Here is a 26,373-nt window from a genome sequence, read left to right on the forward strand (position 1 = left end):
ATATGTTGAAATATTTTGCTAGGACATTCTTAGTTGTCCTCTAGTACAAATTGACTATTTTCATGTTAGACTCGCGCCTGTCTGTAAATGATACAAATGACTGGAGGTACTTCATAGATGCTATATTCACTACTTAGCAGTACACAAAGGATTCTAGCTCAAAACTCATCAAAACTAACAAAAAAAACAATTCGCTGGCTGGTGGCTTTATCCAGCATACCACTATTCGGTATAGTCACTGCGTTTGGAATTGCACCCAACACGCGTTCATTTGAAGAAATTCAAGTAGAAGAAGTAGTCCTAGATCTGTCTATTCCAGATGTTCTCTCCGAGACTCAAACCAACCACACTTTCTGGCGCCAGGAAAACATCCGGCGTGGCGATACCATTGCAGCGATTTTAAGTCGGCTCGAAGTCAGTAATCAGGACTCGACTGAATTTTTACAGGCGGCACGGGGAAGCCGTGCGATGCGTCAACTGAAACCAGGTAAAACCATCTATGCGCAGACTACGGCCGATGGCGAGTTATTGACACTGCGCTATTTCTTTGGTAACGAAGAACTGTTTTTGATGGAAAAAACAGATGATGCATTCAAAATGACTGAGCAATCGATTGAGCTCGATACTCAGATTCATATGAAATCCGGTGTAATCAACCGTTCTCTGTTTGCCGCGACCGATAACGCGGGTATACCCAACAATATTGCCATGCAGCTGACTGAAATATTCGCATCGGAAATCGATTTTTATCGGGACTTGCGTCAGGGTGATCGCTTTACAGTCGTCTATGAAACATTCTCGAATGATAACGGTAAACGCGCTAAAACCGGCCGTGTATTAGCAGTTGAGTTCATCAATAAGGGAAAATCGCATCAAGCAATCTACTTCAAATCATCTAACGGTGCCGATGGCTATTACACGCCTGAAGGAGAAAGTTTACGCAAGGCATTTTTGCTTTCGCCACTCACTTTCTCGCGTGTCAGCTCGGGTTTCACGAATGCACGTTTTCATCCAATCCTTAAGGAATGGCGAGCGCATAAGGGCATTGATTATGCCGCACCGACGGGAACTCCTGTAAGAGCAACGGCAAATGGGATCATTTCATTCTCCGGATCACAAAAAGGGTACGGAAATTTAGTTGTTCTCAAGCATAATGGTAAGTATGAATCAGCGTATGGCCATTTGTCCCGCTTTGCGAGTGGAATGGGCAAAGGCAAACGGATTAGCCAGGGAGATGTCATTGGTTATGTTGGTTCGACCGGTATGGCAACCGGGCCGCATTTGCATTATGAATTGCGTGTTGACGGTGTGCAGCGTGATCCGGCAAAAGTTGTTCTGCCAACCGCCCCACCGATTACTAAGCGTGATTTGAATACTTTCCAGAAGGAAACTCACTCGCTGGTTGCGCGTTTAAACATTATGCGTAACATCCAACTCGCGTCGTTAGAATAATTGGGTATACCGTGTAAATTGGTGGTTCTCTAACAGAGAGCCCCAATTGCATTGATGGCAATCAGTATGAGACATTTTCCAAAGTACTGAAGGATAGTTGAAATCAGTTCGCTCTATATAGGCATCATGTCGGGCACAAGTTTGGATGGTGTTGATGCCGTTCTGGTTGATTTCTGTAGTGCCAAACCTGTTTTACTGCAAACTTTCTTTTGTCCCTATCATGATGAATTGCGTGAGCAATTATTGTCATTACATCAACCCGGTCATGATGAACTCAATCGTGCCGCAATTCTCAGTAACCAACTATCCCGTCTTTATGCACAAGCTACTGCGGGTTTGCTGGAGAACGCTGGTATCGCACCCCAACAGATTGTCGCAATCGGATGCCACGGGCAGACGGTTAGACACTGCCCTGAAGTAGAAAAAAATTATACGATTCAGCTTGTCAATGCAGCTATGTTGGCTGAATTGAGTCAGATAACAGTGGTCGCAGATTTCAGAAGTCGTGACATAGCTGCTGGCGGCCAGGGTGCTCCTTTGGTTCCGGCGTTTCACGAAGCTATTTTCAAGCATTCAGAGCGCCATCGCGTTATCGTCAATATTGGCGGTATCGCCAATATAACCAATCTTGATCCCTATCATCCAATCATTGGCTTCGATTGCGGCCCAGGAAACCTCCTAATGGATGCCTGGTGTTTGCGCCATACCGGAAAAACATATGACAGCAACGGACAATGGGCAGCTACAGGCCGGATCATTCCTGCTTTGCTGCAGGCATTTTTGTCGGATGATTTTTTCTTGCGTCGGCCTCCAAAAAGTACAGGAAGAGATTTGTTTAATGTCCAATGGCTGGAAGAAAAATTAATAGGTAATGAAACGCCGGAAGATGTGCAAGCCACATTACTGCAGTTAACAGCTCTAACAATTGCCAGATCAATACTTGAGTACTGTTCGACTGCTGAAGAAGTCTATATATGTGGTGGCGGCGCACATAATACTTTACTGATGGATCGTTTGATCGATGTTATTCCAGGAAAGGCAGTGGCACTGACCGATAAATTGGGTGTGGCGGCAGATTGGGTAGAAGCTTTTGCGTTTGCCTGGCTGGCACAGCAAACGATATTGGGTAAAACTGGAAATCTGGCCGCTGTAACCGGCGCGAAAGGAGACAGGATTCTGGGAGCGATTTATCCTGCCTGAAATTATCCGTATTAATGCAGGCGGCTCATACGGAGAACGATGATCCGCAACCGCAAGTACTGGTAGCACCGGGATTCTTGATGATAAATTGAGCGCCTTGTATGTTTTCTTGATAATCAATTTCGGCGCCGATCAGATACTGGAAACTCATTGGATCAACCAGCAGTTTTACACCGTTTTTTTCCATTATGGTGTCATCTTCATTGATCAGTTCATCAAAAGTAAAACCATATTGAAAACCAGAACAGCCGCCGCCACTGATAAAAACTCTGAGATTAAGATTATTGTTTCCTTCTTCTTCAATGAGTTGTTTAACTTTAAAAGCAGCATTTTCAGTAAACAAGAGAGGCGTGTTAGTTTCAGTGTTCATAGTAGTTCCTACAGTCATAGTTTCATAGTTGTTCTTATTTACAGGTTTTTAAAATGCCAAATAGTTCATCGCATATTTCATTATACCGCATCATTTTCAGTGGAGGCGGGTTGCTTTTCTGTTGCGGATGGTAATAATGTTATCATTTTCTCGGGCTGTTGCGCATTCTCAGCGTCCGGTCTGTTCTGGTGGATCATTTTTCCTTCAACGCAGGCACCCAGTTGGATTTCTAAAGAACCGTACTGAACATCGCCATATACCTTCGCTTTCTCTTGTAACTCCAGATACTCTTGTGCCTGTATAGGGCCGGTTACTGTGCCATTGATAACGACATTGGCAACTTTTATTTTGCCTTTTATGCTGCCTTCAGTACTGAGTACCAGTGTGCTGTGTTCATCATCGGTTGCCGTGACATCACCGGAAATATGTCCATCAATTCGCAGGCCGCCCGTGAAATTAATATCTCCTGTGATATGCGTGTTTGCGCCGATCAAGGTATCGATATGGGGGTGAAGTGGTTTTTTCTTTTTTCTACCGAACATGTTTCTTCTCCTTCACAATGCCGGTTGCACAGTTTCGGTTAATATGGCCTTGTTGTCATTATTTTTATAAATTTGCACTTGCAAGTTTTCTACGATGGTATCAGGGGGTACATTGAAGCTTTCTTCCAGTCTATGAAAAAACTTGAAATTGACGGGAAAATCTTTCGTAGCGTTTTTGTTGGTGAGCGGTATGATTTTACTTTGATTGTTTTGCAACAGCTTAACCTGGAATCTTAAGTTTCCCTTGAAATCATTAGGCCTTTCTCCGCCTTGGATGAGTGTCAGCGCATAGCGATACTTACCGGGAGTCTGTGTTTCTTTCAAACTAAATTGATAAATTGAAAGGCCGTTTTTTGTATTGCTGGCTATGAGATGCTGGAAAAATACCTGTTTCTCCATCAAGTGGTCATTCTCGTTAGCAAGTGATTTTACTTGTTCAGCAAGATTCTCATTGGCGGTGTTGCTGATTTGTAATTGCTGTATCAAATCACCAATCTGGTTGCATAATTTTTGTTTTTTTGTTTGTCTGCAAGTTCCTGGATCATAGGAGTACGCAAATTTTTCTTGATCCATGCCATCTTGCGTATTCACTGATTGCCTGCCGGCTTCGTACATACCCCAGGACAGCAGAGTTAATAATGAGCAGAAAATAACAGCTGCAGTTAGAAGAAATTGCCATGATAGGTGAGGGCGCACGACAACGCGAGGAGACAGAATCTTTGGTTTTTTCTGGAAAAACTTGTACACCTGCTTTGTCGCTCTATAAATGGATATTCAATTTATCTGCACAGGATGTCTGGTTTAGTCATGCCTAATTGGTGCTGGATAAACCGGTGGGCTTTAAGTCGTGACTGCAGATGATCATAATAATATATCCTGTATTGATGAAGACTCTTCGGCTGCAACTATAATCAGGTTTTTATTCATCAGAAATAATCGCGCCTCACGGTAAAAGTGGTATCTGGTTGATACCGAGCGTTTCAGGTAGACCGAACATAATATTCATGTTTTGTATTGCTTGTCCTGCCGCGCCTTTTACCAGATTGTCAGTTACTGATAGTATCACGACCGTGTCGCTGTTCTGTGGTTGATGCACGGCGATACGGCAAATATTCGAACCACGTACCGAGCGGGTTTCCGGATGCTTGCCTGCGGGTAACACATCGACAAAAGCTTCATTCTGATAGCGTTTCTCGTAAAGTGCCTGTAAATCTGTTTGACTGGTTAATTGGGCGTAAAGTGTCGCGTGGATACCGCGTATCATCGGCACCAGATGCGGAACAAATGTCAGACCGACCGGCCGCTTGGCCACATTGGAAAGACCTTGTTTAATCTCGGGGAGATGCCGGTGTCCTGGGACGCCATAAGCCTTAAAATTGTCGGATGCTTCAGCATGCAGCGTATGCACTTCGGCTTTCCGGCCTGCACCGGAAACGCCCGATTTTACATCGGCAATGAGGTGATCCATATCAATGATTCCCGCTTCTATCAGCGGCAAAAAGCCAAGTTGTACCGCCGTTGGATAGCAGCCCGGATTGGCGATCAGGCGTGCATTCTTGACTTGCTCACGGTTAATTTCCGGTAAACCGTATACCGCCTCAGCGACCAAATCAGGGCAGGCATGCTGCATGCCGTACCATTTTTCCCATTCAGCAACATTTTTGATGCGGAAATCAGCGGCCAGGTCGATGATCTTAACGCCTGCTTTCAGCAGGGATTCGGCTTGCTGCATTGCGATACCATTCGGTGTGGCAAAGAATACCAGGTCACATTTATTCAGTTTGGCTTCGGTTGGGTCGCTGAATTTGAGATCAATATGTCCTCTCAGATTAGTAAATAGTTCGGCGACACTCATGCCAGCTTCACTGCGTGAAGTAATTGCTTTGATTTTGACTTTTGGGTGTTGTGCCAGTAAACGCAATAATTCCACGCCTGTGTAACCTGTCCCACCAACAATACCTACATTAACCATTGTGACTCCTGTTGTCCTTTTCTAAGGGTGTATGCCTATTTGCAAAATCTAAAATAAAAAAGCCGCCTGACAAGAGGCGGCTTTTTATATTCAAACAAGAATAAAGAATTATCGTTTGGAGAATTGCTTGCGTCGCCGCGCCTTACGCAAGCCAACTTTTTTCCTCTCAACTTCCCGTGCATCACGGGTAACCAAACCAGCTTTGCTTAATACAGGCTTCAGTGTCGCATCATAATTAATCAATGCACGTGTGATGCCATGACGTACCGCGCCTGCCTGGCCTGATTCACCACCACCATGAATGTTTACCATGATATCAAATGAGGTGGTGTTATTTGTTAACTCAAGTGGCTGTCTTACAATCATGCGACCGGTCTTTCGTGAAAAGAAATCATCAATTGGTTTGTTATTAATGATGATTTCACCTTTACCGGGCTTGATAAAAACACGTGCGACAGCACTTTTGCGCCGACCGGTTCCATAATTATATTGAGTGGTCATAAATTAAGCTCTAACTTCAAGTGGTTTAGGTTGCTGAGCGGCATGAGGATGTTCGTCACCCGCATATACTTTAAGTTTCTTTAACATCGCATATCCCAGCGGTCCTTTAGGCAACATACCTTTAACCGCTTTTTCAAGGGGGCGGCCTGGAAAACGCGCATGCATTTTCCTAAAGTTAGTTTCATATATTCCACCTGGGTAACCGGTATGGCGATAATAGATTTTATCGTCCATTTTATTGCCGGTTACACGCAATTTATCGACATTGACAACGACGATATAATCACCGGTATCAACATGCGGTGTAAAGATGGGTTTGTGTTTGCCACGTAAACGATGGGCAATTAACGAAGCAAGACGACCCAGTACTTTATCGGTCGCGTCAATGACAAACCAGTCATGACTTACTTCGTGTGGCTTGGCTGAAAATGTTTTCACGAAAACCTGTCCTGCTTATATCAAAAAGAGCCGGGAATTCTATGTCAGACACGGGTAAAAGTCAAATTTAGAACGAGTTATTTTATGCTGGGCTAAAGATAGGCTCCAAACTGAAGCGTGAAGCGGCGAGTAGTCTATTGTAAAGGTGGTGGCTTTTGCGTTAATCGCCGCTATAATCTGCCGGAAGACGCTCTGACGACATTTGAGCAATCAGTTCGAGCGAACTTCTGATAATTAGACACCATGTGTGGTATTTTACAGTAATATATCAATTACATGCCGAGAGACGAGCTTTGAAAGAGAAATCCGAAACTAATTTACCTATTGAGTCAGTATCTTCCAATTTTATTCGTAATATTATTGATGAGGATAACCGTACCGGTAAATGGAATGGGCGCGTGGAAACACGATTCCCGCCCGAACCGAATGGCTATTTGCATATTGGCCATGCCAAGAGTATCTGCCTTAATTTTGGTATCGCGCATGATTATGGTGGTGTGTGTCACTTGCGCTTTGACGACACCAATCCCGAGAAGGAAGCGCAAGAGTATGTCGATTCGATTTGTGACAGTGTCTCCTGGCTTGGTTTTGATTGGGGCAAGCATCTTTACTATTCCTCGGATTATTTCGTTCAATTATACGAATTTGCCGAATATCTGATCAATCAAGGAAAAGCCTATGTTGAGGGCCTTACGGCGGAGGAAATTCGCGAGATGCGCGGCACGCTGACCAGCCCCGGTAAAAACAGTCCTTACCGGGATCGTCCGGTGGCAGAAAACCTGGACTTGTTCCGGCGCATGAAATCCGGCGAATTTCCGGACGGAAAGTATGTGCTGAGAGCCAAGATCGACATGGCTTCTCCCAACATTAATATGCGCGATCCGGTGATTTACCGCATCCGCCATGTACATCATCAGCGCACCGGCAATCAATGGTGCATTTATCCGATGTACGACTATACACACTGCATTTCCGACGCACTGGAAAAAATTACGCACTCCTTGTGCACATTGGAATTCGAAGATCACCGGCCGTTGTACGACTGGGTATTGGATCAACTGGCCGACAAAGTGCCGTGCCATCCGCAACAAATCGAATTTGCCCGCCTCAATCTGACTTACACCGTTATGAGCAAACGCAAATTAATTGAACTGGTGGAAAGCAAACTGGTGGACGGCTGGGATGATCCTCGATTAAGCACACTGGCAGGCGTGCGCCGCCGCGGTTTCACGCCGCGTTCCATCCGGTTGTTTGCCGACCGCATCGGTATCAGCAAGGCGGATTCCTGGATTGATATGAGCATACTGGAAGACTGCTTGCGTGAAGATCTGAATGAATGCGCAGCGCGTCGCATTGCCGTACTCAAGCCGCTGAAACTGATCATCGACAACTATCCGGAAGATCAGCAAGAAGATTGCTTTGCGCCGAATCATCCGCAAAAACCGGAATGGGGAAAGCGCACGATTCCTTTTTCCAAAACATTGTATATCGAACGTGATGATTTCATGGAAGTGCCAACGAAAGGTTATTTCCGCCTGTCTCCCGGTGCGGAAGTGCGGTTACGCTACGCTTTTATCGTTAAATGCGTGCAAGTCGATAAAAATGCGCAAGGTGAAATCGAGGTAATCCATTGTACTTACGACCCGGATACCAAGAGCGGAACTCCCGGATCGGAAGGCCGCAAAGTCAAAGGCAATATCCACTGGTTATCCGCTAAGCACGCGCAAGCGGCGGAAGTGCGCCTGTACGACCGCCTGTTTTCTGACCCCTACCCGGACAGCGGTGACAAGGATTACAAAACATCGTTGAATCCCGGTTCAAAGGAAATCATCACCGCGTATGTGGAACAATCGCTTTGTGATGCGCAGCCCGAACAAAGTTTTCAGTTTGAACGCAACGGCTATTTCATCGCCGATCACATCGATATGAAATCCGATCAGCCGGTATTTAATCGTGCCGTCACCTTGCGCGATTCGTGGGGGAAAGTCGCGGGTGCATAGCCGATTAACTGCATTACTGTCGCAATATCCTGAAATCAAGCTGGCAATTTTGTTTGGCTCACAGGCGACAGGCAATGCGCGCCCGGACAGTGACGTCGATCTGGGCATATTGGCGCAAGCGCCGCTCACTGCAGATTTTAAACTGCAACTGATACAAATCATCGGCGCTGAATTTGGCCGCCCGGTCGACATTGTTGATTTGTATCACGTACCTGAACCCATTACAGGGCAGGTATTTAAGGGAATCCGGCTGATTGGCGGTGATACCGCGTATGCCGAGCTGTTAACCCGGCATTTATTGAACGTCGCCGATTTTCTTCCGTTGCACCAAAGAATACTGACCGAGAGGCGTAATCGATGGATCAATTGATTCTTGCAGAAAAGATTGAGTCGCTGCGGCGCTGCATTCAACGCATTGAAGATAAAAAACCGGATAATATCCATCTTCTGGTTCAGAGTCTGGATTTGCAAGACATATTGGTTATTAACCTCACTCGGGCTGTCCAGCTTTGTGTTGATATCGGCAGCCATATTATCAGCACGGCCAATAAACCCTCTCCACAAACCATGGGCGAAGTTTTTACGACACTCAATGAACTAGGCATCATCACACCCGATACCTGTGAACAATTAAAAAAGGCGATTGGCTTTAGAAATATCGCCGTGCACAACTATGAAGCGATTAATTGGGAAATTGTTTATGCGATCTGCCAAGATACTTTGCAAGACTTTCGCCGATTTGCCCAGGAAATCAGCCGGTATGCTGCTTTATAGCAACGGCTAGCAAATAAGATGGCCGTATCTCCATGCCGGGGTATCATGCGGATAGCACACACTTAACGAGGAGCGCCATGAAAAAACTGAAAAATGAAGCTGCTTTATTCAAGGAAGCCATGCTGGCCGGCGTGAAGTATGCGGAAGGGCGGGGCGTGGTTGAGTTTGAAGCAACCGATTCGGCAAGTGAGAAACTGCTCTACATCTATCGTTTGCTGGTACACGATAAAGTCATGCAGCCCTTACCGGAAGACCAAGTCGCTGAGAAAACCATGCGGCATAAACTGGCGATGTGGTATGCCAAGCAACTGCCGAAGGATCATCCGTTATTGAAGTGATACGCAATGTAGGGTGTCAATAAGCGAAGCGCATTGCACCGGATTTTGCGCGTTGGGCGACAATCCGCACATACCTGAGAACTCCATTTCTTCGGTGTAATATAGATTGCGCCTACGAGTACTAACGTTTAGGCTCAGAAATCGATAAGATTTTGTAGAATGAAAAATTAAACCATGTAGAGCGGTGCTTTTTCACTAAGCAGAATTTCTCCAAGGTCAAAAAAGTAGTCAGCGCTCCGCCGCAATGCTGGATTAAGACCATCGCGAACGAACCAAACAAAGACTTGTGGTCCTTGTGCTTTCACGGCTTCAACTAGAGGAACATAATCTTGATCGCCAGCGACAAGCACCGCGACGTCGTAATTTCCGTAGTGTGCATGAGAAAGCATTTCTACAGAGAGTGATATGTCGACGCGCTTTGAGCCCCTACTCTTGTTTTTAGGAAAAACACGCGGTGCTTGTATACCAAGTGCGTAGAGCTTATCATGGATTTTATTGCGATGATCTTCGTCGCCACGGACAGATGTATAGTAGTAGCGCCTTACTGTGTTCACCGTGCGATGAGAATTACCATCAAGTAAGGGCGACCACACGTAAGTGTCTCGCTCGAATTGAACATGTTTGAATGGTTGCTTATCGCCGAGTAGGTTAGCATACCGCATAGCGAGATTTTCGCCATCGACGAACACCATTACTCGGGAATTCTTAATTTCTGGAGGGTAGGGAAATGGCATGGTTTAATTATATCTCAGAGAGATAACTGGTAAAGCAATAGTACTGCATAATGGTATTGCCTGATTTCTATCAGTGATCCTTATCAATATAGATGTCTTTTTTTACCTAATAGCCACCCATATCAGGCCGTGAATCAGAAATGAAGAAGCAAAAATTTTCTTGATTCACGACCTTTGTTTTTTGGTTACTTCGGTGTTTCTTTTTTAGGCTTCTTTGCTTCTTTGTTTTTGCGTTGCTGTCCTTTTGCCATGATCGTCTCCTTGTGTGATGACAACGACATCATAAACTGAATGACAATGCTTGTGTTGCCGGTACATTCTATCGTGAAATGTGAGTTTCGTAACTGCACTGTCAATCGATATAGAACAATCCCCGCTGCCGGAACATTTGCCAGTTGGAGTGATGATCTAAGCGGCGCACGCTGCAGGGGAAGTGCGGTGATATACTGTCCTAAGCGAGGCGCTTTGCTATGACAAATGTCCTGGCAAAAAGGGAAGTATTAACTATATCTATCTTATTGTTCTAATGATTATTATGGGGAGGCATGCATTTTTATGCACATTCTTCTGATAAATCGGCAATAGTTTTTCTTGTATACTCGTAACCTGATGAATGTATGAATCTATTTTTCATGGTTGTCGTGATATTTGACACTAGGTGCCATGCAAAAGAACATGTTTAGGATTAAACGAGTGGTCTGTTGATTGTTTTATCTCAGCACTATGGATACTCGTCAAGCTAATAATATAAATTTGGAGAAAAACATCATGAAAGCTCGATCTCTTTTATCACACACGTTGTTACTCGGAGCAGGCGTGTTACTGGCCACATCGGCGCAAGCTACTATTTTGACTTTCGATTTGGATCCGGCCGTGCCAAATTATGGCGATATTCCGGGAAACTACGGAGATAACGTTAATGCTGCGAGTGATGCGGTCGGATCGTATCTCGTGGGTAATGGCTATACGCCTAATGTGACGACTGAATATAACACGTGGAAAATTAGCACGGATACAGTCCATTATAATAATCTGGATTTTTGGGCTACAGGCTACGGTGATCTGACAAACGTTGCTTTTAGTGTCACCAGTAGCGATCATTTTGCGGAAATCACTTTAGTGCCTGAGCCCGGCTGGGCGATTCGCCTCAATAGTTTCGATATAGCTGGTTATTACATTGTCGATCATCCCAGTTCTCAAGTGCGAATTCTGGATGGTACCAGCAATACGATATTGGTCGATTACTCACCCGTGACTATCCTGGGAACAGGCGGAACACATAGTGCATTCACCCCAGGCTTGACACATGAAGGACCGTTGTCGATCCGTTTTGGCTATAACGATTGGAATGTCGGTATTGATAATATCAACTTTGATCAGGTAGCCGTCGTACCCGAGCCAGAAACCTACGCCATGTTACTTGCTGGTTTGGGACTCGTTGGCTTTATGGCGCGACGTAGAAAGCAAAACGCTTAAACGGATTAAACTGTGTTCCCAAAAAACCCGTCCGAGTGGCGGGTTTTTTTGTGGGTGGCAGGTTTTGCATAGCCATTTTACTTTGTGTTAACAAGAGAATTGGGTTGTAACGCTTTATTAAGCAATTCTGATCGAGTTCCGCAGCCTATTGCAGCAGGCTGAAGTTGATGATTCCCGGAAACTCGCTGTGTTACGAAGAGATGTTGAAGGAGAGCCGTCTCATAGAGCGGAGAAATTTATTCTCGAGTCAAATGGCCAAGGAAGAAGGTGTGTTAATCAGCATTAATTCCGATGCCCATAGCGTTTACGATTTCGCCAATCTGCGCTTTGGCATCGGGCAAGCGCGGCTGGCTGGAGAAACACGATGTATTGAATACCCGTTACTTGAAGGAATTGCGTCTCCTAATCAATCGCACCATGTCATAATCATGTGAAGGAGCCATTATGATTTTTGCCGACCGCATCACAGCAGCCGGGAAACTGGCGGAAGCACTTTCTGAGTATCAAGATAAAAATCCGCTGGTACTGGCTATTCCCAGAGGCGCCGTGCCGATGGCCAAGGTGATTGCTGAGGAATTGAACGGTGAAATGGATGTGGTACTGGTGCGTAAATTACGTGCACCGGGCAATCCCGAGTTTGCGATCGGTTCTGTTGATGAGAGCGGTTGGGTTTATCTGACTGAGTATGCCAAGCAAGCCGGTGCCGATCAGGATTACATCAACCGGGAAGTATCTGTTCAGCTGGAAACCATCCGGCAGCGGCGCGCGCAATATACTCCAATGCATCCGCCGGTTGATCCCGCTGGAAGGATTGTCATCGTCATCGATGACGGGCTGGCCACGGGATCGACGATGATCGCCGCACTGCATGCATTACGTAACAAAAAACCGGCAGAATTGATCTGTGCCGTGCCTGTAGCGCCGCCGGAGACATTGAGGAAATTAGAGGGAAAGGCGGATCATATTGTTTGCTTATCCTCTCCAATCAATTTCTATGCGGTAGGGCAGTTTTACGCGGATTTTCCGCAAGTGACCGATGAAGAAGTGATTGCTTGTCTTGCCGGGTCAAATCGGCAAGAGAAGGAGTAATTGTGCGTATTCTGTTGATCGAAAATTATTTACTAGGAGTTTGCCATGATACGAAACCCGATTGATATTGCCAGCCGTGTTAGCTCTAATTTATCCGCGCTCATTGAAGATCGCGTGAATAAGTCAGAGCTGGAGCAAGATATAACGCTCGCCACCATTCATGATTTTGTTGCGGGTCTGCTTAGCGATGCATTTACTGAAACAGAGGAGCGGCACCATTTTGATAGTAATGAATCATTGCTGGATGAACTGAATGCATTGATCGAGGAATTTGGCGAATCGGCGCTAGCCATTGACTTTGTGCAGGAAAATGCCAGTGAGCCCTTATCACGAGTCATTGACGCAGTGGTCAATGACAGGGATCAAGAAAACCCGCCGACACTCGAAGCCGTAAAAGACGCGATGATTTCGGGGTTGTTAGCAAGTTTAGTGGGCGCTGGTGTATTGGATGAGGATGAAGATGATGTCTTGCTGGCAGAAATTGATGCGCTGATCGACCGGCATGGTCCCGATGCCCTGGCAGAAGAGTTCATACGATACGAATAGAATAATCGCTCGTTTCTTTTTTTGTTGTAACTACCATTCTTCTGAGTAAAAATGAACCTTAGCATCGATTCTCAATCGAATTACGCATTGGCTTCGGCTTCATTATTTATTTTTACTGACTTATGGACCTCGATAAAATCTACGTATTGCAAACGGGTGTAAGCCTTAAAATTTCGACTATTGCTTTGCAAGAATTGATTGCAAATGCTATCGGTAAACAAAAGTTTCCTGAACTCGAAAGTATTCGCAGCACATCGGATTTATATGCCTATCTATCGGTTGTTGTCTGTGAAGGCGCGGAAGACTTAATCAGCAGACGGCAGCGTTGGATAGATCAAAAAATAAAAGCCGACCTAGTCGCAGGGCGGCCGGTTCCTTTCAATAACTTTTGCAATCTTTTCTGGCGCAATCTCGATGAAGACGATCCCGATGGTGACGAATGGCAGCAATTGATGGCCAGTGACCAGTTTTATTCTCAATTGACTGTGCTACTGAACAAATTGCGCATCGCTGAACGCAGCTTGCAGCAATATAAGGGAGCAGTTCCTGATTGGTATCTTGGTTCGGCTTAAACTCCATCCAGATTAACAAGGAAGTTTTAAAGAGTTTATGTTTGAGAAATTGTATTGACCTGCATAGGTACAATGTGCTTCGCTTTTGATATTTTATATTACGTCTGTACATAAAAAACCAATCGTGTCTGACTCTTTCAACTCCTGCCAACATGCCAATCCTTTATCACTACTGTTCTGCCGAAGCTTTTCTAAACATAGTCACATCACGAGCAATTTGGCTTTCATCACTTACTCAATCCAATGATTACATGGAAGGGAAACTTGTAACTCAATCAGTTATGCGGCTAGCACATAAGGATAAACTTGGAATCGAAGAAATTAGCAATTTACAAGACTCAATCAATCAGTTGGAAATTCTTATTGATGGTCTGGGTTTCTGTCTTTCTGAAGAAGGGGATCTATTGAGTCAATGGAGAGGTTATGCTTCTGATGCTACCGGAGTTTCTATCGGTTTCAGCCAAGAGTATCTGGAATGGCTAGAGAAGGAGAATCGCAACAGTTCAGATAGCTTGAATTTATTTAAAGTTGAATATGAAATTGATACCCATGATCAGCTTATATCTCCAACATATCAAGAGATAAGACAGTTATTTAAAATTGAAAATCGTAAACATGGGTTACTTGAATTAAGAAGTGATCAGCAAATAGCTGAGGAAATTACGGCTAAGGATAAAGCAAAACAGAATCGGTCTTTAAAAACAATCAGTTTGTTTAATTATTTATTTTTACTAAAATCCTCGGCATTCAAGGAAGAGAAGGAATGGCGTCTCGTCTCTTACATTTCCAATATGCGTACCGGTGAATGCAGCTACCGAGTAACAGAGGGAAAGATTGTGCCATATCGTTCGTATGAATTAAGAGAACTAGAGAAAGTGCCTATTCTTGAAGTCATCCTTGGCCCTAAACATTCAACACCAGTTCATGTGATCAAAAAATTTCTTGAGAAGAATGGATTTGGCAATGATATAAACATACGCAGGTCTAAAGCCTCTTATCGTTAGGTTTTCATTAAGATTATCCAAACTTTGAGAAATACAAAACCCACCATACAGATCCTTAAGCAGAGAATTGTATATACAATTTGTTTATCGATATTTTATAGTCTTTCTTGGGTTAATTTTAAGATTACTTCACCAAGGCACAATCTGCCCATCAAACGCATAAAACTTTCCGGAGTCCGCAAATTTCAAATTACTGATGACACGGCGCATGCCGGTGACGCTTTGTTCGGTAGTAATTAATGCGTTCGGACCGCCCATGTCGGTTCTGACCCATCCGGGATGGAGTAATACTGCGGTAATCCGGCTTGAATCCAAGTCAATCGACAGGCTTTTCATTACGATATTGACCGCTGCTTTGCTGGAGCGGTAGATGTAGCTGCCGCCGCCGCGATTGTCTGCAATGCTGCCCATTTTGCTGGTGATGGTGATGATGGTTTTTAGCTGGCTTTGGGAAATCTGCTGGATAAAAGCTTCGGCCATTTTTAGCGGTGCCATCGTATTGACTGCAAAGGCATAAACCCACGCAGCATAATCCGTTGCTCCGAAGGCATCACCGTGTTCCGGCGGATAGACACCGGCATTATTGATCAATAAGTCAATCATCTGATTGGATAAAGCTTGTGATAACTGTTCAATCTGATGGTGGCTGGTTACATCGAGCGGATGGACGGTTATCTGATCCGGATATTGCGCGGCCAAACGATTCAGTGCCTCCGCTGTTACCGGATTGCGGCAGCAAGCAAAAACACGCCAGCCATCTTTGGCATATTGCCGGACAAATTCAAGTCCGATGCCACGATTTGTGCCTGTAATTAATGCTGTTCTCATGTCTTTTCCTTATAATTATTCGATAATCTGTGTTTTGACGCTTAAATCCAAACTTCAATGGCGCCTATTTTACAATGCTTGAAAACTTTCGAAACGGCTGTTGCAAGATCAGGGTGTCAAAACGCTTTGTTTTCTCACAATAACCCAGCAAAAGCTGATAGCATCAACGCAGTCTGAAGATGTAAATCCGGGAAAATTTCAATCCAATCCATGCTGAGCTACCGACACGCCTTTCATGCAGGCAATCACGCCGATGTCCTGAAGCACTTGATCGAAGTACAATTGCTGCGTCATCTGATGCAGAAAGATAAACCGTTTTGGTATATCGATACCCATGCTGGCGCAGGCTGCTATGCGCTGGATCGCGGCTTTGCTGCACAGAATGCGGAATACGAAAGCGGTATCGCCCGTTTGTGGGATCGCGACGATTTGCCGGGTGCGCTGGCCGATTATGCGTCGCTGGTAAAAGACATCAATCCGGACAAGCAGATGAAGTTGTATCCCGGTTCGCCATTATTCGCCCTGCACTTGTTGCGTGAGCAGGATCGGCTGCGATTGTTTGAGCTGCATCCGGCGGATAGCGAAATTCTTCAGCAAAACTTTGCCGCCGAGGGTGCACGGGTGCAAGTGCAGAGTACCGATGGTTTTGGTGCATTGAAGGCACTATTGCCCCCGCCGTCACGCCGCGCGCTGGTGTTGATCGATCCGCCTTACGAAGATAAACAGGATTATCGCCGCGTCATATCGGCATTGGGCGAAGGTCTGAAACGCTTTGCCAACGGTATCTATGCGGTGTGGTATCCGCAGTTGCAGCGCGTTGAGGCAAAACAATTGCCCGAGCAGTTCAAGCGATTGCCCGTGAAGAGTTGGCTGCATGTTGCGCTCAGTGTGCAGGCACCGGGTAAAGGCGGCTTCGGTATGCATGGTAGCGGCATGTTTGTGTTCAACCCGCCGTGGACTCTTTATGGGATATTGCAGGAGGTGATGCCTTATCTCGTCAAGCAACTGGCGCAGGATGCACAAGCAAGTTTCATTCTTGAGAAGCACGAGTCAAACTCTCATTCAGGCAATTTGGGGCAATGACAACGCTACCCATCTGACTGGCAGATAGCCTTAAAATGCCTTGAATATCATGCGGCGCTACGCTAGGCTGTCGCATTTTTGTAAAATGTCTTACGGATATTTTGTTGAATCCGGGAAATCCAGAATTTTTCCGGTGCTGCATATCCGGAAAACTCCCTAGATACTGGTATTGTCAAAATAATTATAATAATTCCTATTGTAAAACCATGATTGAAATCATTGCTGCATTTGCCCGGTGGTCGCAACTGACTGCCAATTTGATCTTGTTTGGAAGCTGCGTTTTTTTTGCCATTATCGGGTCCCAAAAAACCGTATTTGATGCGCCGTGGGTTATCCGGCTTGAAAGAGTGTTTCCGTGGATAGCTGGTGTGGTCTTGCTGGGACTCATCGGTATTTTGGCTACCACAACGAGTGAAGCAACCGCCAATTTAGCCAATTTCTGGAATCCGGAAGCCTGGCTGAGAATTGTGCAGCAAACACAAATTGGACATATCTGGGTGGCTCGCGCGCTACTGGCGTGCGTGTTATTGGGTGTTATTTTGTTGTTTCGGCGTATTCACCGGGAGCGATGGCATTATTTTTTGTGGGCTGTTGTCGCGTCGCTTCCTTTGATCGCTGGTACGCTTATGAGTCATTCCAGCGCGGATGAAATGTCGTTTGAGGCGGTTGTGCCTTATGCGTTGCATATTCTGTTTGCTGGCGTGTGGTTCGGTGCATTGCCAGCCTTTCTGTTTATTTTATATAGCAATCATAGCGAACCGGGTAAGCCATCCAATCAGACGATTGCAAACTATCTGAAGAAATTCTCGGCAATTGCGTTGCCCGTAATGGTGTTACTGGTGGTGACTGGTCTGATTGTAACCGATCGTTTGGTTGAAACCTTTTATCACACGCTGGTTTCCAGTCCTTATGGCTGGTTATTGAATGCCAAGCTGAGTATTTTGGCAATTATTCTGGTGATTGCCTTTCAGGCGCGTAATAAGTGGCTTCCGATGCTTTCCGGAGGAGATGCACAACAAAACAGTGAAGGTGTTATCCATTTAAAAAAATGGGTCGGCATCGAATTTATTCTGGCGCTATTACTGGTGCTGATTGCAACTATCCTGGCTAATACACTTCCTGCCAAGCATATGGTGATCGATAATTGGCCTTATCCGTTCCGATTCTCGATCAATGCGACATGGGATGAGCCGAATGTGCAGGAAATGGTGTGGTCGGGTGTTGTGCTGTTTTTTGTTGCACTGGGTACGGTTTGGCTGGGCGCAAAAAATAACTGGAACAAAATGAAAAGAATTCTGGTTCCGGGTTTACTGGGAATCAGTTCGATGGCAATTGCTTTGCCGCCTTTGGCCATCGAGGCTTATCCTGAAACTTATCTGAAGCCAACCGTGCCTTTCGATGCGATTTCAATCTCGAATGGGTTTAGGCTGTTTAGCGAGCATTGCGCAAACTGTCATGGCCCGCAAGGCAAAGGAACTGGTACCATCGTCGATCCAGAGGTCAGAGATCCAACGGATCTTTTGACCGAGGAGCATACGGCAAAATATACCGTGGGCAATATTTTTCACCAGCTATCGCACGGTATTCCGGGAACAAAAATGCCGGGTTTTGCTGCGTCTTTGTCCGAAGAAGACCGCTGGGATCTTATCAATTTTCTCCATGCGTTGTCGCGCGGATTTGATGCGCGCTTACTGGGAAGCATGATCGTTCCAGAGAGTCCGGTGATTGCATCACCAGTATTTAGTTATTCTACGAGTGATGGTTCCGATGGCAATTTAAAGGATTTTCGCTTGCAAAAAAATGTGGTGCTGGTGTTATTCTCCTGGCCGCAATCAAAGGAGCGATTTTTTCAACTGGCTGCATCTTATGACAGAATAAAAGCGCTTAATACTGAGATTCTGGCGGTTCCAATTCATGCACTTAATGAGCAAGAATTACAGCAAATCGTCAGTATTGCTCCTTTCCCAGTAGTTACTGAAGGCTGGTCGGAAATCAAAGACAGCTACTGGTTATACCGGCGTGTTAGAACGGTTCCCGATCTGTCGAGAAAAGGTATGTTTCCGGGACATATGGAGTTTGTAACCGATCGCTTTGGATATTTGCGCGCCCGATGGGTTGCTCAGTTTGAAGGGTTTGGCTGGCAGAATATCAGTGCTTTAACGTTGCAATTGACTCAGCTCAATCAAGAGGGCGAGATTATGCCGCCACCCGGTGATCATGCACATTGATGTACCGCACTGAAGATCAACCGAAGTTAGAAATCAAACAAGCTAGCACAACTACATTATTACGCTTTACTATTTAAGTTGGTCATTCTTCTAAGCGCGTTTTATAATCCCTACACAAAACAATAATCCTAATCTTCCGGGGGCAATCAGTGTGACAGTTTATGACTGAGCACTACGTCTAATAGCGAATGAATCCAAATCTGAACCAGCTGCAACCTTATCCTTTTCAGAAGCTGCGGCAACTATTTGAGGGGGTAATACGCAACACTGCGCTGCATCCGATTGATTTGCAGATTGGTGAGCCCAAGCATGCGACACCCGATTTTATTCGTCATGCGATGATAGATAATCTGGATGGTTTATCCACTTATCCGACCACGCTGGGAACGCCGGCGCTGAGGAATAGCATCGCGGCGTGGATCAATCGACGATTTAACCTGCCCGGTATCAATCCAGACACAGAAATTATTCCCGTCAATGGCAGCCGTGAAGCTTTATTTTCTTTTGCGCAGGCGGTGATTGATCCCAGAGCTAGTCATCCAGCGGTGGTTTGTCCCAATCCGTTTTATCAGATTTACGAAGGGGCTGCGTTATTAGCGGGCGCAACCCCTTATTTTATTAACACGTTGCCGGAGAATCATTTCAAACTGGATTATTCACAATTGACCGATACAGTATGGTCACGCACGCAGTTGATTTATGTGTGCTCGCCCAATAATCCAACAGGTGGTGTGATGAAGCTGGATGAATGGCGTGAATTGTTTGCGTTGTCGGATCGTTATGGTTTTGTGATCGCTTCGGATGAATGTTATTCAGAAATATATTTTGATGAGACAGATCCGCCTTTAGGGGCGCTGGATGCTGCGCAGCGACTGGGCCGTTCTGGTTTTTCGCGTTTGGTGGTATTCAATAGTTTATCGAAACGCTCTAATGTGCCGGGGTTGCGTTCCGGGTATGCGGCCGGAGACGCTACGCTACTGGAAAAATTCCTGCTGTACCGGACTTATCATGGCTCTGCGATGAATCCAGCCGCTCAGGCGGCGAGTGCCGCAGCGTGGAGTGATGAAGCGCACGTGGTGGAGAATCGCCGTTTATATGCGCAGAAATTTTCTTCATCGATAGCACTGTTGTCGGATACGATGGCGGTGCAGATGCCGGATGCGGGTTTCTATTTGTGGATTAAAACCCCAGTCAGTGATACTGAATCCACCAAACGGCTTTATCAAGATTATAATGTCACGGTGCTGCCGGGAAGCTATCTGGCACGTGATGCGCATGGTATGAATCCGGGAAAAGATTATGTACGGATTGCGCTGGTTGCTTCACCGCAGGAATGTATCGAGGCCATGAACAGAATCAAGAGCTTGGTGATTCAACTGAGCTGAATTTAAATTATTAGGAAAAATTATGAATGAATTGAAAACCATCATTGAAGAAGCTTTTGATCGCCGTGCTGATATTACCCCGCGTAATGTCGATGCCAATCTGAAGGAATCTATCGCGCAAGTGCTCAATATGCTCGATGGCGGCAAACTACGCGTGGCCGAGAAAATCAATGGCGATTGGGTGACGCATCAATGGATCAAGAAAGCCGTGCTGCTGTCATTTCGTATCGAAGACAATAGTTTCATCAAGGGCGGTTTCTCCAACTATTTTGACAAAGTACCGTCAAAATTCGCTGATTACAGTTCCAGGGATTTCCGTGACGGCGGTTTCCGTGTGGTGCCACCTGCAGCCGTACGCAAAGGTTCGTTTATTGCTAACAATGTGGTTCTGATGCCGTCTTATGTCAATATTGGCGCGTATGTGGATGAGGGTACCATGGTTGATACCTGGGCAACAGTGGGTTCCTGTGCGCAAATTGGCAAGAATGTGCATTTATCCGGCGGTGTTGGCATCGGAGGTGTGTTGGAGCCGGTTCAGGCAAATCCAACAATTATTGAGGATAATTGTTTTATCGGGGCACGTTCAGAAGTGGTGGAAGGGGTGATTGTCGGTGAAAATTCTGTGATTTCGATGGGTGTATATATTGGCCAGAGTACAAAAATATATAACCGCGAAACGGGGGAAGTCAGTTATGGTCGTATTCCGCCGGGATCGGTTGTGGTATCAGGTAATTTACCGGCTGAGAATGGAAAATACAGTCTGTATTGTGCGGTGATTGTTAAACAGGTTGATGCTAAAACTCGATCAAAAACGGGTATTAATGAGTTGCTGCGCGGGATCTGAATTGTCTGAGAGATACAATAAAAATCCCCTTAAATGGGGATTTTTATTGGGATAGATGATTATTTTTTGACAATCTGGTTATCTACTTTTTTTACCCCGTCCACAATCCAGGTATGCATATTGACACGGGTAAGTTGGTCTTCGTTATTGACGGTGCCGCTTAGAACGACATTGCCATCGTTGACTTTAATTTCGACTTTTGCACCTTGTAGCACTGGATCTGATTGAACGGCTTGGGTGATGCGTGCAAAAATAGTCGAATCATCATAAACGGCTCCTGGTGGTGGTGTGACCCAGGATTCATGCGTTTTTTCTGCATAGTTTTCGCAACCACTCAACGTGAATAGACTCAGGAGGAGTATGGAAAAAGTAAATACTTTATAACGAGTTTGCATAATGTTTTATTCCTATCATTGATTTTCTTGAATTTGCATGCGAATGTTGTAACGTTATTGTTTTATGGCGGTCATTTTTTGCTTGCATGTTATTTATCCCATCTGGCATGTATGGAATCATAACGCTACAGGTAGGACATAGACAAGCCGGTATTTTAAAATGTAGTCATGATAGAGATTTCTAAGAGCTTAAATTGAATGTTTCTCGATTGCTGCATGTAAAAAGTGCTGTACTTGAGTAGTTAAATCGCTCGCCAGACAATCAAATTCTTTCACTTCGTCAGTTTTCAAGCTGCGTAGCCATGTGAGTTGCCGCTTAGCTAATTGACGAGTGGCAGCAACACCCATGTCATGTAATTCCGCGCTATTTATTTTGTGATCCAAATAAAGGCAGGTTTGACGGTAACCGACACAACGCATTGATGGGGATTCCATACTGAGTGAAAACTGCTGGAGAATGGATTGAACTTCATCAATTAATCCAGATTTCAACATGGCTTCAAAGCGTTCTGCGATGCGTAGGTGCAGTTGACTGCGATTACTGGGGATTAGTGCAATACTTATTTTACGGTAAGGAAAGTCTGCTTCTCTGGGGATTTTGAGAATCTCAGACATCGGTTGCTGGGTCAGATAACATACTTCCAAAGCGCGTTGAATGCGCTGACTATCCGTGGGTTTGATACGCGCTGCGGTTTCCGGATCCAGTTCTTCGAGCTTTTGATGCATGACTGGCCAGCCCAATTCGTTAGCCATGTTTTCAAGCATCAGGCGAAGGTTCTTGTCCGCTGAGGGCAATATCGAAAGGCCATCTTGCAATGCCCGGAAGTAAAGCATGGTACCTCCTACAAGTAATGGAATTTTATTGCGCTGTGTAATCTCATGCATGACTTTTAATGTATCATTACGAAATAATGCTGCCGAGTAGTGTTGGTTTGGGTCGATTAGATTAATCAGGTGGTGAGGTGCTCGGATGAGGGTTGCTGGATCGGGTTTGGCTGTTCCGATATCTAAATGGCGATAAACCTGGGCAGAATCAACGCTGATAATCTCTACTGGGAAATTTTCAGCAATATCCAGAGCAATTTGACTCTTGCCACTTGCGGTGGGACCCATTAAGAAAATAGCAGGTGGCAAGCGCGTTGAATATTGCATTTTGGGTTCTAATTGATGAGTGTTGAAACAAAGTATCTGTTTAAAAATGACTTTATTGATACTGAAAATGGATGGAATTTTATAATTAAATTGTCATTGGACAATCAGCAAAACTCGGCTAAACTTCGAAAAATTCAACTTCTAGTAGGGACAAACCATTGAAAATCTTCGCAGCGGTAATATTTCTTCTTATATTATATAGCCTGGGATCGGCTCTGTATTACATGTATAAAGATAAAGGCCAATCGACTCGTATGGTCAGGTCCTTGGGCATACGTGTTGGCCTGTCACTTTTTCTGTTTATTGTTATGATGATATCAACCCGTTTGGATATGATGTCTGAGTAAGAAATTTTTTTGTGTCAGAAAGTCTTGACGCATGCATTGCGATCAACGCTCTTGAAAAAAGTGTCCAGAGATGTAGTCATTATTGGTGCGGGTGCCGCAGGAATGATGTGTGCGATTGAAGCCGGTAAACGGGGACGCAGTGTCATGCTGGTTGATCATGCCCGTAAGCTGGCAGAAAAAATCCGTATCTCCGGCGGTGGCCGCTGCAATTTTACCAATCGTTATACCAAGGCGGAAAACTTTCTCTCCAGCAATCCTCATTTTTGCCGTTCTGCACTTGCCCGTTTTACGCCCCAGGATTTTATTGTGTTGCTTGAGAAACATGGTATTCATTATCATGAGAAAAAATCAGGACAATTGTTTTGTGATGACAGCTCACAGCAAATCATTGATATGCTGCAGCGTGAATGCGCAGTGGCTGGTGTGGACTGGCAGATGCCTTCTCAGCTAAAGCAAGTGGAATATTTTCCAGCAGATAACGAAACCCAACATACCGAGCGGAAATTCATACTGACGACCGAACGCAATACAATAGAAGTGAGTTCATTAGTGATTGCCACGGGTGGTTTATCCATTCCGCAAATTGGCTCCAGTGCATTGGGTTATCAGATTGCCAATCAATTTGGTATTCGTGTGACACCCTTGCGTCCCGCTTTGGTCGGTTTGACTTTTGCAGTTGAAGATTTTATCGGTTTTCAGGATATTCCAGGCGTGGCGATAGATGCTGAAGTGAGTTGTAGTGGCTGCACATTCCGTGAAAGCATATTATTTACGCACCGTGGCTTGAGTGGACCAGCCATTTTACAGATTTCTTCCTATTGGCAGCCGGGAGAGTTAATCCATATCAATCTGTTGCCGCAACAGGATGTGCAGCAGATTTTTCTGGCACACAGACATAGCGCGATGTTGTTACCCAATCTACTGGCTCGTTATTTGCCTAAACGTTTTGTGCAGGTCTGGTGTTCGGCAATGCTGGTTCGGTTATCCATGAATGCAAAACCGATGAACCAATATCGTGAAGGTGAATTGCGTCAGATTGCAGATAAGCTCCATGGTTGGCAGGTTACTCCCACTGGAACAGTTGGTTATAAAAAAGCGGAAGTGACGCTGGGAGGGGTAGACACACATGAGCTCTCATCCAAAACGATGGAATCCACACGCATACCAGGGTTGTATTTTATTGGAGAAGTGGTCGACGTGACCGGTCACTTGGGTGGATTTAATTTTCAGTGGGCTTGGTCTTCGGGTTACGCCGCCGGGCAGGTTGCCTAATTACCTTACAAAATGTACTTCAAAAGCATTCACTCCTATTTTCCTGAGATTTTACTAACATTAACTCTACTAATATTAGCTGAGCCAACAAAAGCCGGGGTTTTTGAATTCGCCGGAGATACTTATGGTGTTGATGTGATAACCCACCCAACTGGTTATGATGGAACAGGGAGGAAACTGGTTATAACGGTAGGTATCTCACCTTTCTTTCCCCATGTGGATAAAATGGAAATACCGCTTCAGAATGCTATTAACATTTGGAATCAATTAGTGCCTACAACCGGGAATGTAATCACGTCAGGAAATAGTATTCCCGATAATCACTTTGATTTTGAGTCTGTTGCACTGCATGAGCTGGGGCATTGTATTGGGCTTTCGCACCCCAATTTGGCGTCGGAATCCGGTCTTGTCGGCGATAATAAAAACTATACAGCTTCTACCAAAGGCGCCAATAATGTATTTGATTTAAATAGTGGTACTGATGGAATTATTGGCTCTAGCGATGACATACGTGGTGATGATGTTAACTTGCACTGGTTCTCAAAAGGAATTAATGATCCTTTTCGTTCGCCCATAATTGTTGACAAAACAACGTATAGTCAACATTTTGATGACCTTCCATCAGGTGATCATTATGTAGTCAATGGTGATCGTAATGTATCAGGATTATTTGGCCTAGAGAAAACCGAGGCAGTAATGCAGCAGGGTATCCAAGCAGGTGAGTCACGGCGTACCTTAGCTGCTGATGATGTGGCTACATTACGCTTGGGTATGAGTGGCCTTGATATGCTGGCGGGGACAAGGGATGACTATACAGTGTTATTGCAGTATGCGGGGGTTACTGAGGATGCAAACATTGTTTTAGCTTTTGATAGCAAAGCTTCTTTTTCTGCTTGCGAAGTCACTGCGCAGTATATTTCTGATAATGAGTCACATATTGTCATTAATTCAGGATATATTTCATTCAATACTGATTCTTTATGGTTTTTTAATCAGGAGTTAGCCGTTATTGAATCACTTCTTCCGGAAGTCTCAGTAATCGCTAATGGAAAACCGGATTCAATCAAATTAAACCAAGGTGATGAGCTGACACTTATAGTTATGTTAAACCCGAATAAAAGTGCCGGGAATTTAGCAGATTATTGGATCAAAGCAATTACTCCCGTAGGGATATATTGGCTCAATGATCAATTTCAATTTGTTGCATCAGATACACCTATAAGAGTTTTTGATGGGCCCTTAGCGAACATTGCTTCTTTTACACTCTTTGAGAGTGCAACACTGAATCTGCCTCCCGGTACATATATCATCAGCTTTGCAGTTGATGATAATATGAATAATATTTATGACGCTACTTATGAAGATTCGGTCATTATTACAATAAAACGATGACTTAACTTTGCTGAGTATTTTGTATTTGACGTTATGAAAGCGACTGAGAAAAAACAGATAATTCTCCTGAAAATGAGAAAACCAGAGTTTCAGCGGGATCAAATATCGCGATAATTGTTGGGACGATAATTTTTCCTGTCATAGGAATAGCTAGGGGTTATACCTATATAAGAAAGCAGTAGTGTCCGGTTAAAAGTTTAATAAATTTAGTTGGTTAGCGGAGCCGCACTGTTCTGGAATGTAGACAGCGCCTTGTAAGGCTTGTCGCAACTGGTTTTTCTCAAAAACAGAGATCGATAAAATCTGTAGCAAAGTGTAGAGCGAGGCATCAATTTGAAGCTCCTTTTTAACAATGGCGATCAGCACGTAAGTGGCGACGGCGCACCAGATCTGCGTTTTCACCGCATTCTCGCTGTTGCCGATGAAACGTTTGATACGC

30 protein-coding genes and 1 pseudogene are annotated in these 26,373 nt (G+C 44.8%); 20 read left to right on the forward strand and 11 right to left on the reverse strand.

Annotated features, from left to right (window positions below):
- The first annotated feature begins 117 nt into the window (after positions 1 to 117).
- Positions 118 to 1,452, forward strand: a complete 1,335-nt coding sequence (locus tag QZ942_RS12825) for a peptidoglycan DD-metalloendopeptidase family protein (protein ID WP_292996213.1) — start codon at positions 118 to 120, stop codon at positions 1,450 to 1,452.
- A gap of 93 nt (positions 1,453 to 1,545) precedes the next feature.
- On the forward strand, positions 1,546 to 2,652 hold the full coding sequence (locus QZ942_RS12830) for an anhydro-N-acetylmuramic acid kinase (protein ID WP_292996272.1): 1,107 nt from the start codon (positions 1,546 to 1,548) through the stop codon (positions 2,650 to 2,652).
- Positions 2,653 to 2,677: 25 nt separating this feature from the next.
- Here QZ942_RS12830 and erpA read toward each other — a convergent pair whose 3' ends face one another.
- The 3 genes from erpA to QZ942_RS12845 form a co-directional block, all read right to left on the reverse strand.
- Entirely contained in the window at positions 2,678 to 3,022 is a 345-nt protein-coding gene (gene erpA, locus QZ942_RS12835; protein ID WP_292996215.1) for an iron-sulfur cluster insertion protein ErpA, read from the reverse strand.
- Positions 3,023 to 3,102: 80 nt separating this feature from the next.
- Positions 3,103 to 3,564 carry a polymer-forming cytoskeletal protein gene (locus QZ942_RS12840; protein ID WP_292996217.1) on the reverse strand — a complete coding sequence of 154 codons (462 nt, stop codon included), beginning with the start codon at positions 3,562 to 3,564 and terminating at the stop codon, positions 3,103 to 3,105.
- Positions 3,565 to 3,576: 12 nt separating this feature from the next.
- Positions 3,577 to 4,155: a DUF6776 family protein gene (locus tag QZ942_RS12845; RefSeq protein ID WP_292996219.1), complete on the reverse strand. Its 579-nt coding sequence runs from the start codon at positions 4,153 to 4,155 to the stop codon at positions 3,577 to 3,579.
- An 86-nt stretch (positions 4,156 to 4,241) separates the two neighbouring features.
- Here QZ942_RS12845 and QZ942_RS12850 point away from each other — a divergent pair, with 86 nt between their 5' ends.
- Complete coding sequence (locus tag QZ942_RS12850; RefSeq protein ID WP_292996221.1) at positions 4,242 to 4,379, forward strand: hypothetical protein; 138 nt, start codon at positions 4,242 to 4,244, stop codon at positions 4,377 to 4,379.
- Positions 4,380 to 4,507: 128 nt separating this feature from the next.
- Here the strand turns inward: QZ942_RS12850 and argC are convergent, their stop codons facing one another.
- The 3 genes from argC to rplM form a co-directional block, all read right to left on the reverse strand.
- On the reverse strand, positions 4,508 to 5,536 hold the full coding sequence (gene argC, locus QZ942_RS12855; protein ID WP_292996223.1) for an N-acetyl-gamma-glutamyl-phosphate reductase: 1,029 nt from the start codon (positions 5,534 to 5,536) through the stop codon (positions 4,508 to 4,510).
- Positions 5,537 to 5,644: 108 nt separating this feature from the next.
- Positions 5,645 to 6,037 (reverse strand): 30S ribosomal protein S9, encoded by a 393-nt coding sequence (gene rpsI, locus QZ942_RS12860; RefSeq protein WP_292996225.1) that lies wholly within the window; start codon positions 6,035 to 6,037, stop codon positions 5,645 to 5,647.
- A gap of 3 nt (positions 6,038 to 6,040) precedes the next feature.
- Positions 6,041 to 6,475, reverse strand: coding sequence for a 50S ribosomal protein L13 (gene rplM, locus QZ942_RS12865; protein WP_292996227.1), 435 nt, complete (start codon positions 6,473 to 6,475; stop codon positions 6,041 to 6,043).
- Positions 6,476 to 6,768: 293 nt separating this feature from the next.
- Here rplM and QZ942_RS12870 point away from each other — a divergent pair, with 293 nt between their 5' ends.
- The 4 genes from QZ942_RS12870 to QZ942_RS12885 all read left to right on the forward strand — a co-directional run bounded on the left by QZ942_RS12870 (position 6,769) and on the right by QZ942_RS12885 (position 9,587).
- Positions 6,769 to 8,475: a glutamine--tRNA ligase/YqeY domain fusion protein gene (locus QZ942_RS12870; RefSeq protein ID WP_292996229.1), complete on the forward strand. Its 1,707-nt coding sequence runs from the start codon at positions 6,769 to 6,771 to the stop codon at positions 8,473 to 8,475.
- Positions 8,468 to 8,845, forward strand: coding sequence for a nucleotidyltransferase domain-containing protein (locus QZ942_RS12875; protein WP_292996231.1), 378 nt, complete (start codon positions 8,468 to 8,470; stop codon positions 8,843 to 8,845). The genes QZ942_RS12870 and QZ942_RS12875 overlap by 8 nt, the downstream gene beginning before the upstream one ends.
- Entirely contained in the window at positions 8,833 to 9,249 is a 417-nt protein-coding gene (locus QZ942_RS12880) for a DUF86 domain-containing protein (RefSeq protein WP_292996233.1), read from the forward strand. The genes QZ942_RS12875 and QZ942_RS12880 overlap by 13 nt, the downstream gene beginning before the upstream one ends.
- A 77-nt stretch (positions 9,250 to 9,326) precedes the next feature.
- Positions 9,327 to 9,587: a DUF5062 family protein gene (locus tag QZ942_RS12885; protein WP_292996235.1), complete on the forward strand. Its 261-nt coding sequence runs from the start codon at positions 9,327 to 9,329 to the stop codon at positions 9,585 to 9,587.
- A gap of 167 nt (positions 9,588 to 9,754) precedes the next feature.
- On the opposite strand, the gene QZ942_RS12890 is transcribed toward QZ942_RS12885, so the two are convergent.
- Complete coding sequence (locus QZ942_RS12890; protein ID WP_292996237.1) at positions 9,755 to 10,321, reverse strand: NYN domain-containing protein; 567 nt, start codon at positions 10,319 to 10,321, stop codon at positions 9,755 to 9,757.
- A 768-nt stretch (positions 10,322 to 11,089) separates the two neighbouring features.
- Between QZ942_RS12890 and QZ942_RS12895 the strand changes: the two genes are divergently transcribed.
- The 6 genes from QZ942_RS12895 to QZ942_RS12920 all read left to right on the forward strand — a co-directional run bounded on the left by QZ942_RS12895 (position 11,090) and on the right by QZ942_RS12920 (position 15,008).
- Positions 11,090 to 11,797, forward strand: a complete 708-nt coding sequence (locus tag QZ942_RS12895) for a PEP-CTERM sorting domain-containing protein (protein ID WP_292996239.1) — start codon at positions 11,090 to 11,092, stop codon at positions 11,795 to 11,797.
- A 167-nt stretch (positions 11,798 to 11,964) separates the two neighbouring features.
- Positions 11,965 to 12,231 carry a hypothetical protein gene (locus tag QZ942_RS12900; protein WP_292996241.1) on the forward strand — a complete coding sequence of 89 codons (267 nt, stop codon included), beginning with the start codon at positions 11,965 to 11,967 and terminating at the stop codon, positions 12,229 to 12,231.
- A gap of 10 nt (positions 12,232 to 12,241) precedes the next feature.
- On the forward strand, positions 12,242 to 12,886 hold the full coding sequence (locus tag QZ942_RS12905) for a phosphoribosyltransferase family protein (RefSeq protein WP_292996243.1): 645 nt from the start codon (positions 12,242 to 12,244) through the stop codon (positions 12,884 to 12,886).
- A gap of 45 nt (positions 12,887 to 12,931) precedes the next feature.
- Positions 12,932 to 13,432 carry a hypothetical protein gene (locus QZ942_RS12910; RefSeq protein ID WP_292996245.1) on the forward strand — a complete coding sequence of 167 codons (501 nt, stop codon included), beginning with the start codon at positions 12,932 to 12,934 and terminating at the stop codon, positions 13,430 to 13,432.
- Positions 13,433 to 13,554: 122 nt separating this feature from the next.
- Entirely contained in the window at positions 13,555 to 14,004 is a 450-nt protein-coding gene (locus QZ942_RS12915; protein ID WP_292996247.1) for a hypothetical protein, read from the forward strand.
- Positions 14,005 to 14,255: 251 nt separating this feature from the next.
- Entirely contained in the window at positions 14,256 to 15,008 is a 753-nt protein-coding gene (locus QZ942_RS12920) for a DUF2971 domain-containing protein (RefSeq protein WP_292996249.1), read from the forward strand.
- A gap of 129 nt (positions 15,009 to 15,137) precedes the next feature.
- Here QZ942_RS12920 and QZ942_RS12925 read toward each other — a convergent pair whose 3' ends face one another.
- Positions 15,138 to 15,836, reverse strand: coding sequence for an SDR family oxidoreductase (locus tag QZ942_RS12925; RefSeq protein WP_292996251.1), 699 nt, complete (start codon positions 15,834 to 15,836; stop codon positions 15,138 to 15,140).
- A gap of 210 nt (positions 15,837 to 16,046) precedes the next feature.
- Between QZ942_RS12925 and rlmJ the strand changes: the two genes are divergently transcribed.
- From rlmJ to dapD, 4 genes are all read left to right on the forward strand, one after another.
- The gene (rlmJ, locus tag QZ942_RS12930; protein WP_292996254.1) at positions 16,047 to 16,919 is read left to right on the forward strand and encodes a 23S rRNA (adenine(2030)-N(6))-methyltransferase RlmJ; all 873 of its coding nucleotides are present in this window, start codon (positions 16,047 to 16,049) and stop codon (positions 16,917 to 16,919) included.
- A 206-nt stretch (positions 16,920 to 17,125) separates the two neighbouring features.
- Positions 17,126 to 19,147, forward strand: coding sequence for a CopD family protein (locus QZ942_RS12935; RefSeq protein WP_292996257.1), 2,022 nt, complete (start codon positions 17,126 to 17,128; stop codon positions 19,145 to 19,147).
- A 188-nt stretch (positions 19,148 to 19,335) separates the two neighbouring features.
- Positions 19,336 to 20,532 (forward strand): succinyldiaminopimelate transaminase, encoded by a 1,197-nt coding sequence (dapC, locus tag QZ942_RS12940; protein WP_292996259.1) that lies wholly within the window; start codon positions 19,336 to 19,338, stop codon positions 20,530 to 20,532.
- Between the two features lie 22 nt (positions 20,533 to 20,554).
- On the forward strand, positions 20,555 to 21,376 hold the full coding sequence (gene dapD, locus QZ942_RS12945; protein ID WP_013966865.1) for a 2,3,4,5-tetrahydropyridine-2,6-dicarboxylate N-succinyltransferase: 822 nt from the start codon (positions 20,555 to 20,557) through the stop codon (positions 21,374 to 21,376).
- Positions 21,377 to 21,435: 59 nt separating this feature from the next.
- On the opposite strand, the gene QZ942_RS12950 is transcribed toward dapD, so the two are convergent.
- Together QZ942_RS12950 and miaA are read right to left on the reverse strand one after the other, a co-directional pair.
- Positions 21,436 to 21,771 carry a BON domain-containing protein gene (locus QZ942_RS12950; protein WP_292996261.1) on the reverse strand — a complete coding sequence of 112 codons (336 nt, stop codon included), beginning with the start codon at positions 21,769 to 21,771 and terminating at the stop codon, positions 21,436 to 21,438.
- A gap of 189 nt (positions 21,772 to 21,960) precedes the next feature.
- Positions 21,961 to 22,923 carry a tRNA (adenosine(37)-N6)-dimethylallyltransferase MiaA gene (miaA, locus tag QZ942_RS12955; protein WP_292996264.1) on the reverse strand — a complete coding sequence of 321 codons (963 nt, stop codon included), beginning with the start codon at positions 22,921 to 22,923 and terminating at the stop codon, positions 21,961 to 21,963.
- Between the two features lie 158 nt (positions 22,924 to 23,081).
- Between miaA and QZ942_RS12960 the strand changes: the two genes are divergently transcribed.
- The 3 genes from QZ942_RS12960 to QZ942_RS12970 are packed head-to-tail and all read left to right on the forward strand — an operon-like array spanning position 23,082 to position 25,934.
- Positions 23,082 to 23,270: a twin transmembrane helix small protein gene (locus tag QZ942_RS12960; protein WP_292996266.1), complete on the forward strand. Its 189-nt coding sequence runs from the start codon at positions 23,082 to 23,084 to the stop codon at positions 23,268 to 23,270.
- Positions 23,271 to 23,330: 60 nt separating this feature from the next.
- Complete coding sequence (locus QZ942_RS12965; RefSeq protein WP_292996273.1) at positions 23,331 to 24,542, forward strand: NAD(P)/FAD-dependent oxidoreductase; 1,212 nt, start codon at positions 23,331 to 23,333, stop codon at positions 24,540 to 24,542.
- A gap of 12 nt (positions 24,543 to 24,554) precedes the next feature.
- Positions 24,555 to 25,934, forward strand: a complete 1,380-nt coding sequence (locus tag QZ942_RS12970; RefSeq protein WP_292996269.1) for a hypothetical protein — start codon at positions 24,555 to 24,557, stop codon at positions 25,932 to 25,934.
- 189 nt (positions 25,935 to 26,123) lie between these two features.
- Here the strand turns inward: QZ942_RS12970 and QZ942_RS12975 are convergent.
- Positions 26,124 to 26,373: pseudogene (locus QZ942_RS12975) on the reverse strand (IS4 family transposase); the annotation flags it as partial.

Source organism: Nitrosomonas sp. (assembly GCF_021731985.1).
GTDB lineage: Bacteria > Pseudomonadota > Gammaproteobacteria > Burkholderiales > Nitrosomonadaceae > Nitrosomonas.

Coding starts and splice junctions, on each gene's coding strand:
- argC (WP_292996223.1), bottom strand. CDS start 5,536: ATGGTTAATGTAGGTATTGTTGGTGGGACAGGTTACACAGGCGTGGAA.
- QZ942_RS12885 (WP_292996235.1), top strand. CDS start 9,327: ATGAAAAAACTGAAAAATGAAGCTGCTTTATTCAAGGAAGCCATGCTG.
- QZ942_RS12915 (WP_292996247.1), top strand. CDS start 13,555: ATGGACCTCGATAAAATCTACGTATTGCAAACGGGTGTAAGCCTTAAA.
- QZ942_RS12850 (WP_292996221.1), top strand. CDS start 4,242: ATGATAGGTGAGGGCGCACGACAACGCGAGGAGACAGAATCTTTGGTT.
- QZ942_RS12910 (WP_292996245.1), top strand. CDS start 12,932: ATGATACGAAACCCGATTGATATTGCCAGCCGTGTTAGCTCTAATTTA.
- QZ942_RS12970 (WP_292996269.1), top strand. CDS start 24,555: ATGTACTTCAAAAGCATTCACTCCTATTTTCCTGAGATTTTACTAACA.
- QZ942_RS12895 (WP_292996239.1), top strand. CDS start 11,090: ATGAAAGCTCGATCTCTTTTATCACACACGTTGTTACTCGGAGCAGGC.
- dapC (WP_292996259.1), top strand. CDS start 19,336: ATGAATCCAAATCTGAACCAGCTGCAACCTTATCCTTTTCAGAAGCTG.
- QZ942_RS12935 (WP_292996257.1), top strand. CDS start 17,126: ATGATTGAAATCATTGCTGCATTTGCCCGGTGGTCGCAACTGACTGCC.
- QZ942_RS12825 (WP_292996213.1), top strand. CDS start 118: ATGCTATATTCACTACTTAGCAGTACACAAAGGATTCTAGCTCAAAAC.
- erpA (WP_292996215.1), bottom strand. CDS start 3,022: ATGAACACTGAAACTAACACGCCTCTCTTGTTTACTGAAAATGCTGCT.
- QZ942_RS12925 (WP_292996251.1), bottom strand. CDS start 15,836: ATGAGAACAGCATTAATTACAGGCACAAATCGTGGCATCGGACTTGAA.
- QZ942_RS12880 (WP_292996233.1), top strand. CDS start 8,833: ATGGATCAATTGATTCTTGCAGAAAAGATTGAGTCGCTGCGGCGCTGC.
- QZ942_RS12900 (WP_292996241.1), top strand. CDS start 11,965: ATGATTCCCGGAAACTCGCTGTGTTACGAAGAGATGTTGAAGGAGAGC.
- QZ942_RS12920 (WP_292996249.1), top strand. CDS start 14,256: ATGGAAGGGAAACTTGTAACTCAATCAGTTATGCGGCTAGCACATAAG.
- rpsI (WP_292996225.1), bottom strand. CDS start 6,037: ATGACCACTCAATATAATTATGGAACCGGTCGGCGCAAAAGTGCTGTC.
- miaA (WP_292996264.1), bottom strand. CDS start 22,923: ATGCAATATTCAACGCGCTTGCCACCTGCTATTTTCTTAATGGGTCCC.
- QZ942_RS12890 (WP_292996237.1), bottom strand. CDS start 10,321: ATGCCATTTCCCTACCCTCCAGAAATTAAGAATTCCCGAGTAATGGTG.
- QZ942_RS12950 (WP_292996261.1), bottom strand. CDS start 21,771: ATGCAAACTCGTTATAAAGTATTTACTTTTTCCATACTCCTCCTGAGT.
- QZ942_RS12840 (WP_292996217.1), bottom strand. CDS start 3,564: ATGTTCGGTAGAAAAAAGAAAAAACCACTTCACCCCCATATCGATACC.
- rlmJ (WP_292996254.1), top strand. CDS start 16,047: ATGCTGAGCTACCGACACGCCTTTCATGCAGGCAATCACGCCGATGTC.
- QZ942_RS12905 (WP_292996243.1), top strand. CDS start 12,242: ATGATTTTTGCCGACCGCATCACAGCAGCCGGGAAACTGGCGGAAGCA.
- dapD (WP_013966865.1), top strand. CDS start 20,555: ATGAATGAATTGAAAACCATCATTGAAGAAGCTTTTGATCGCCGTGCT.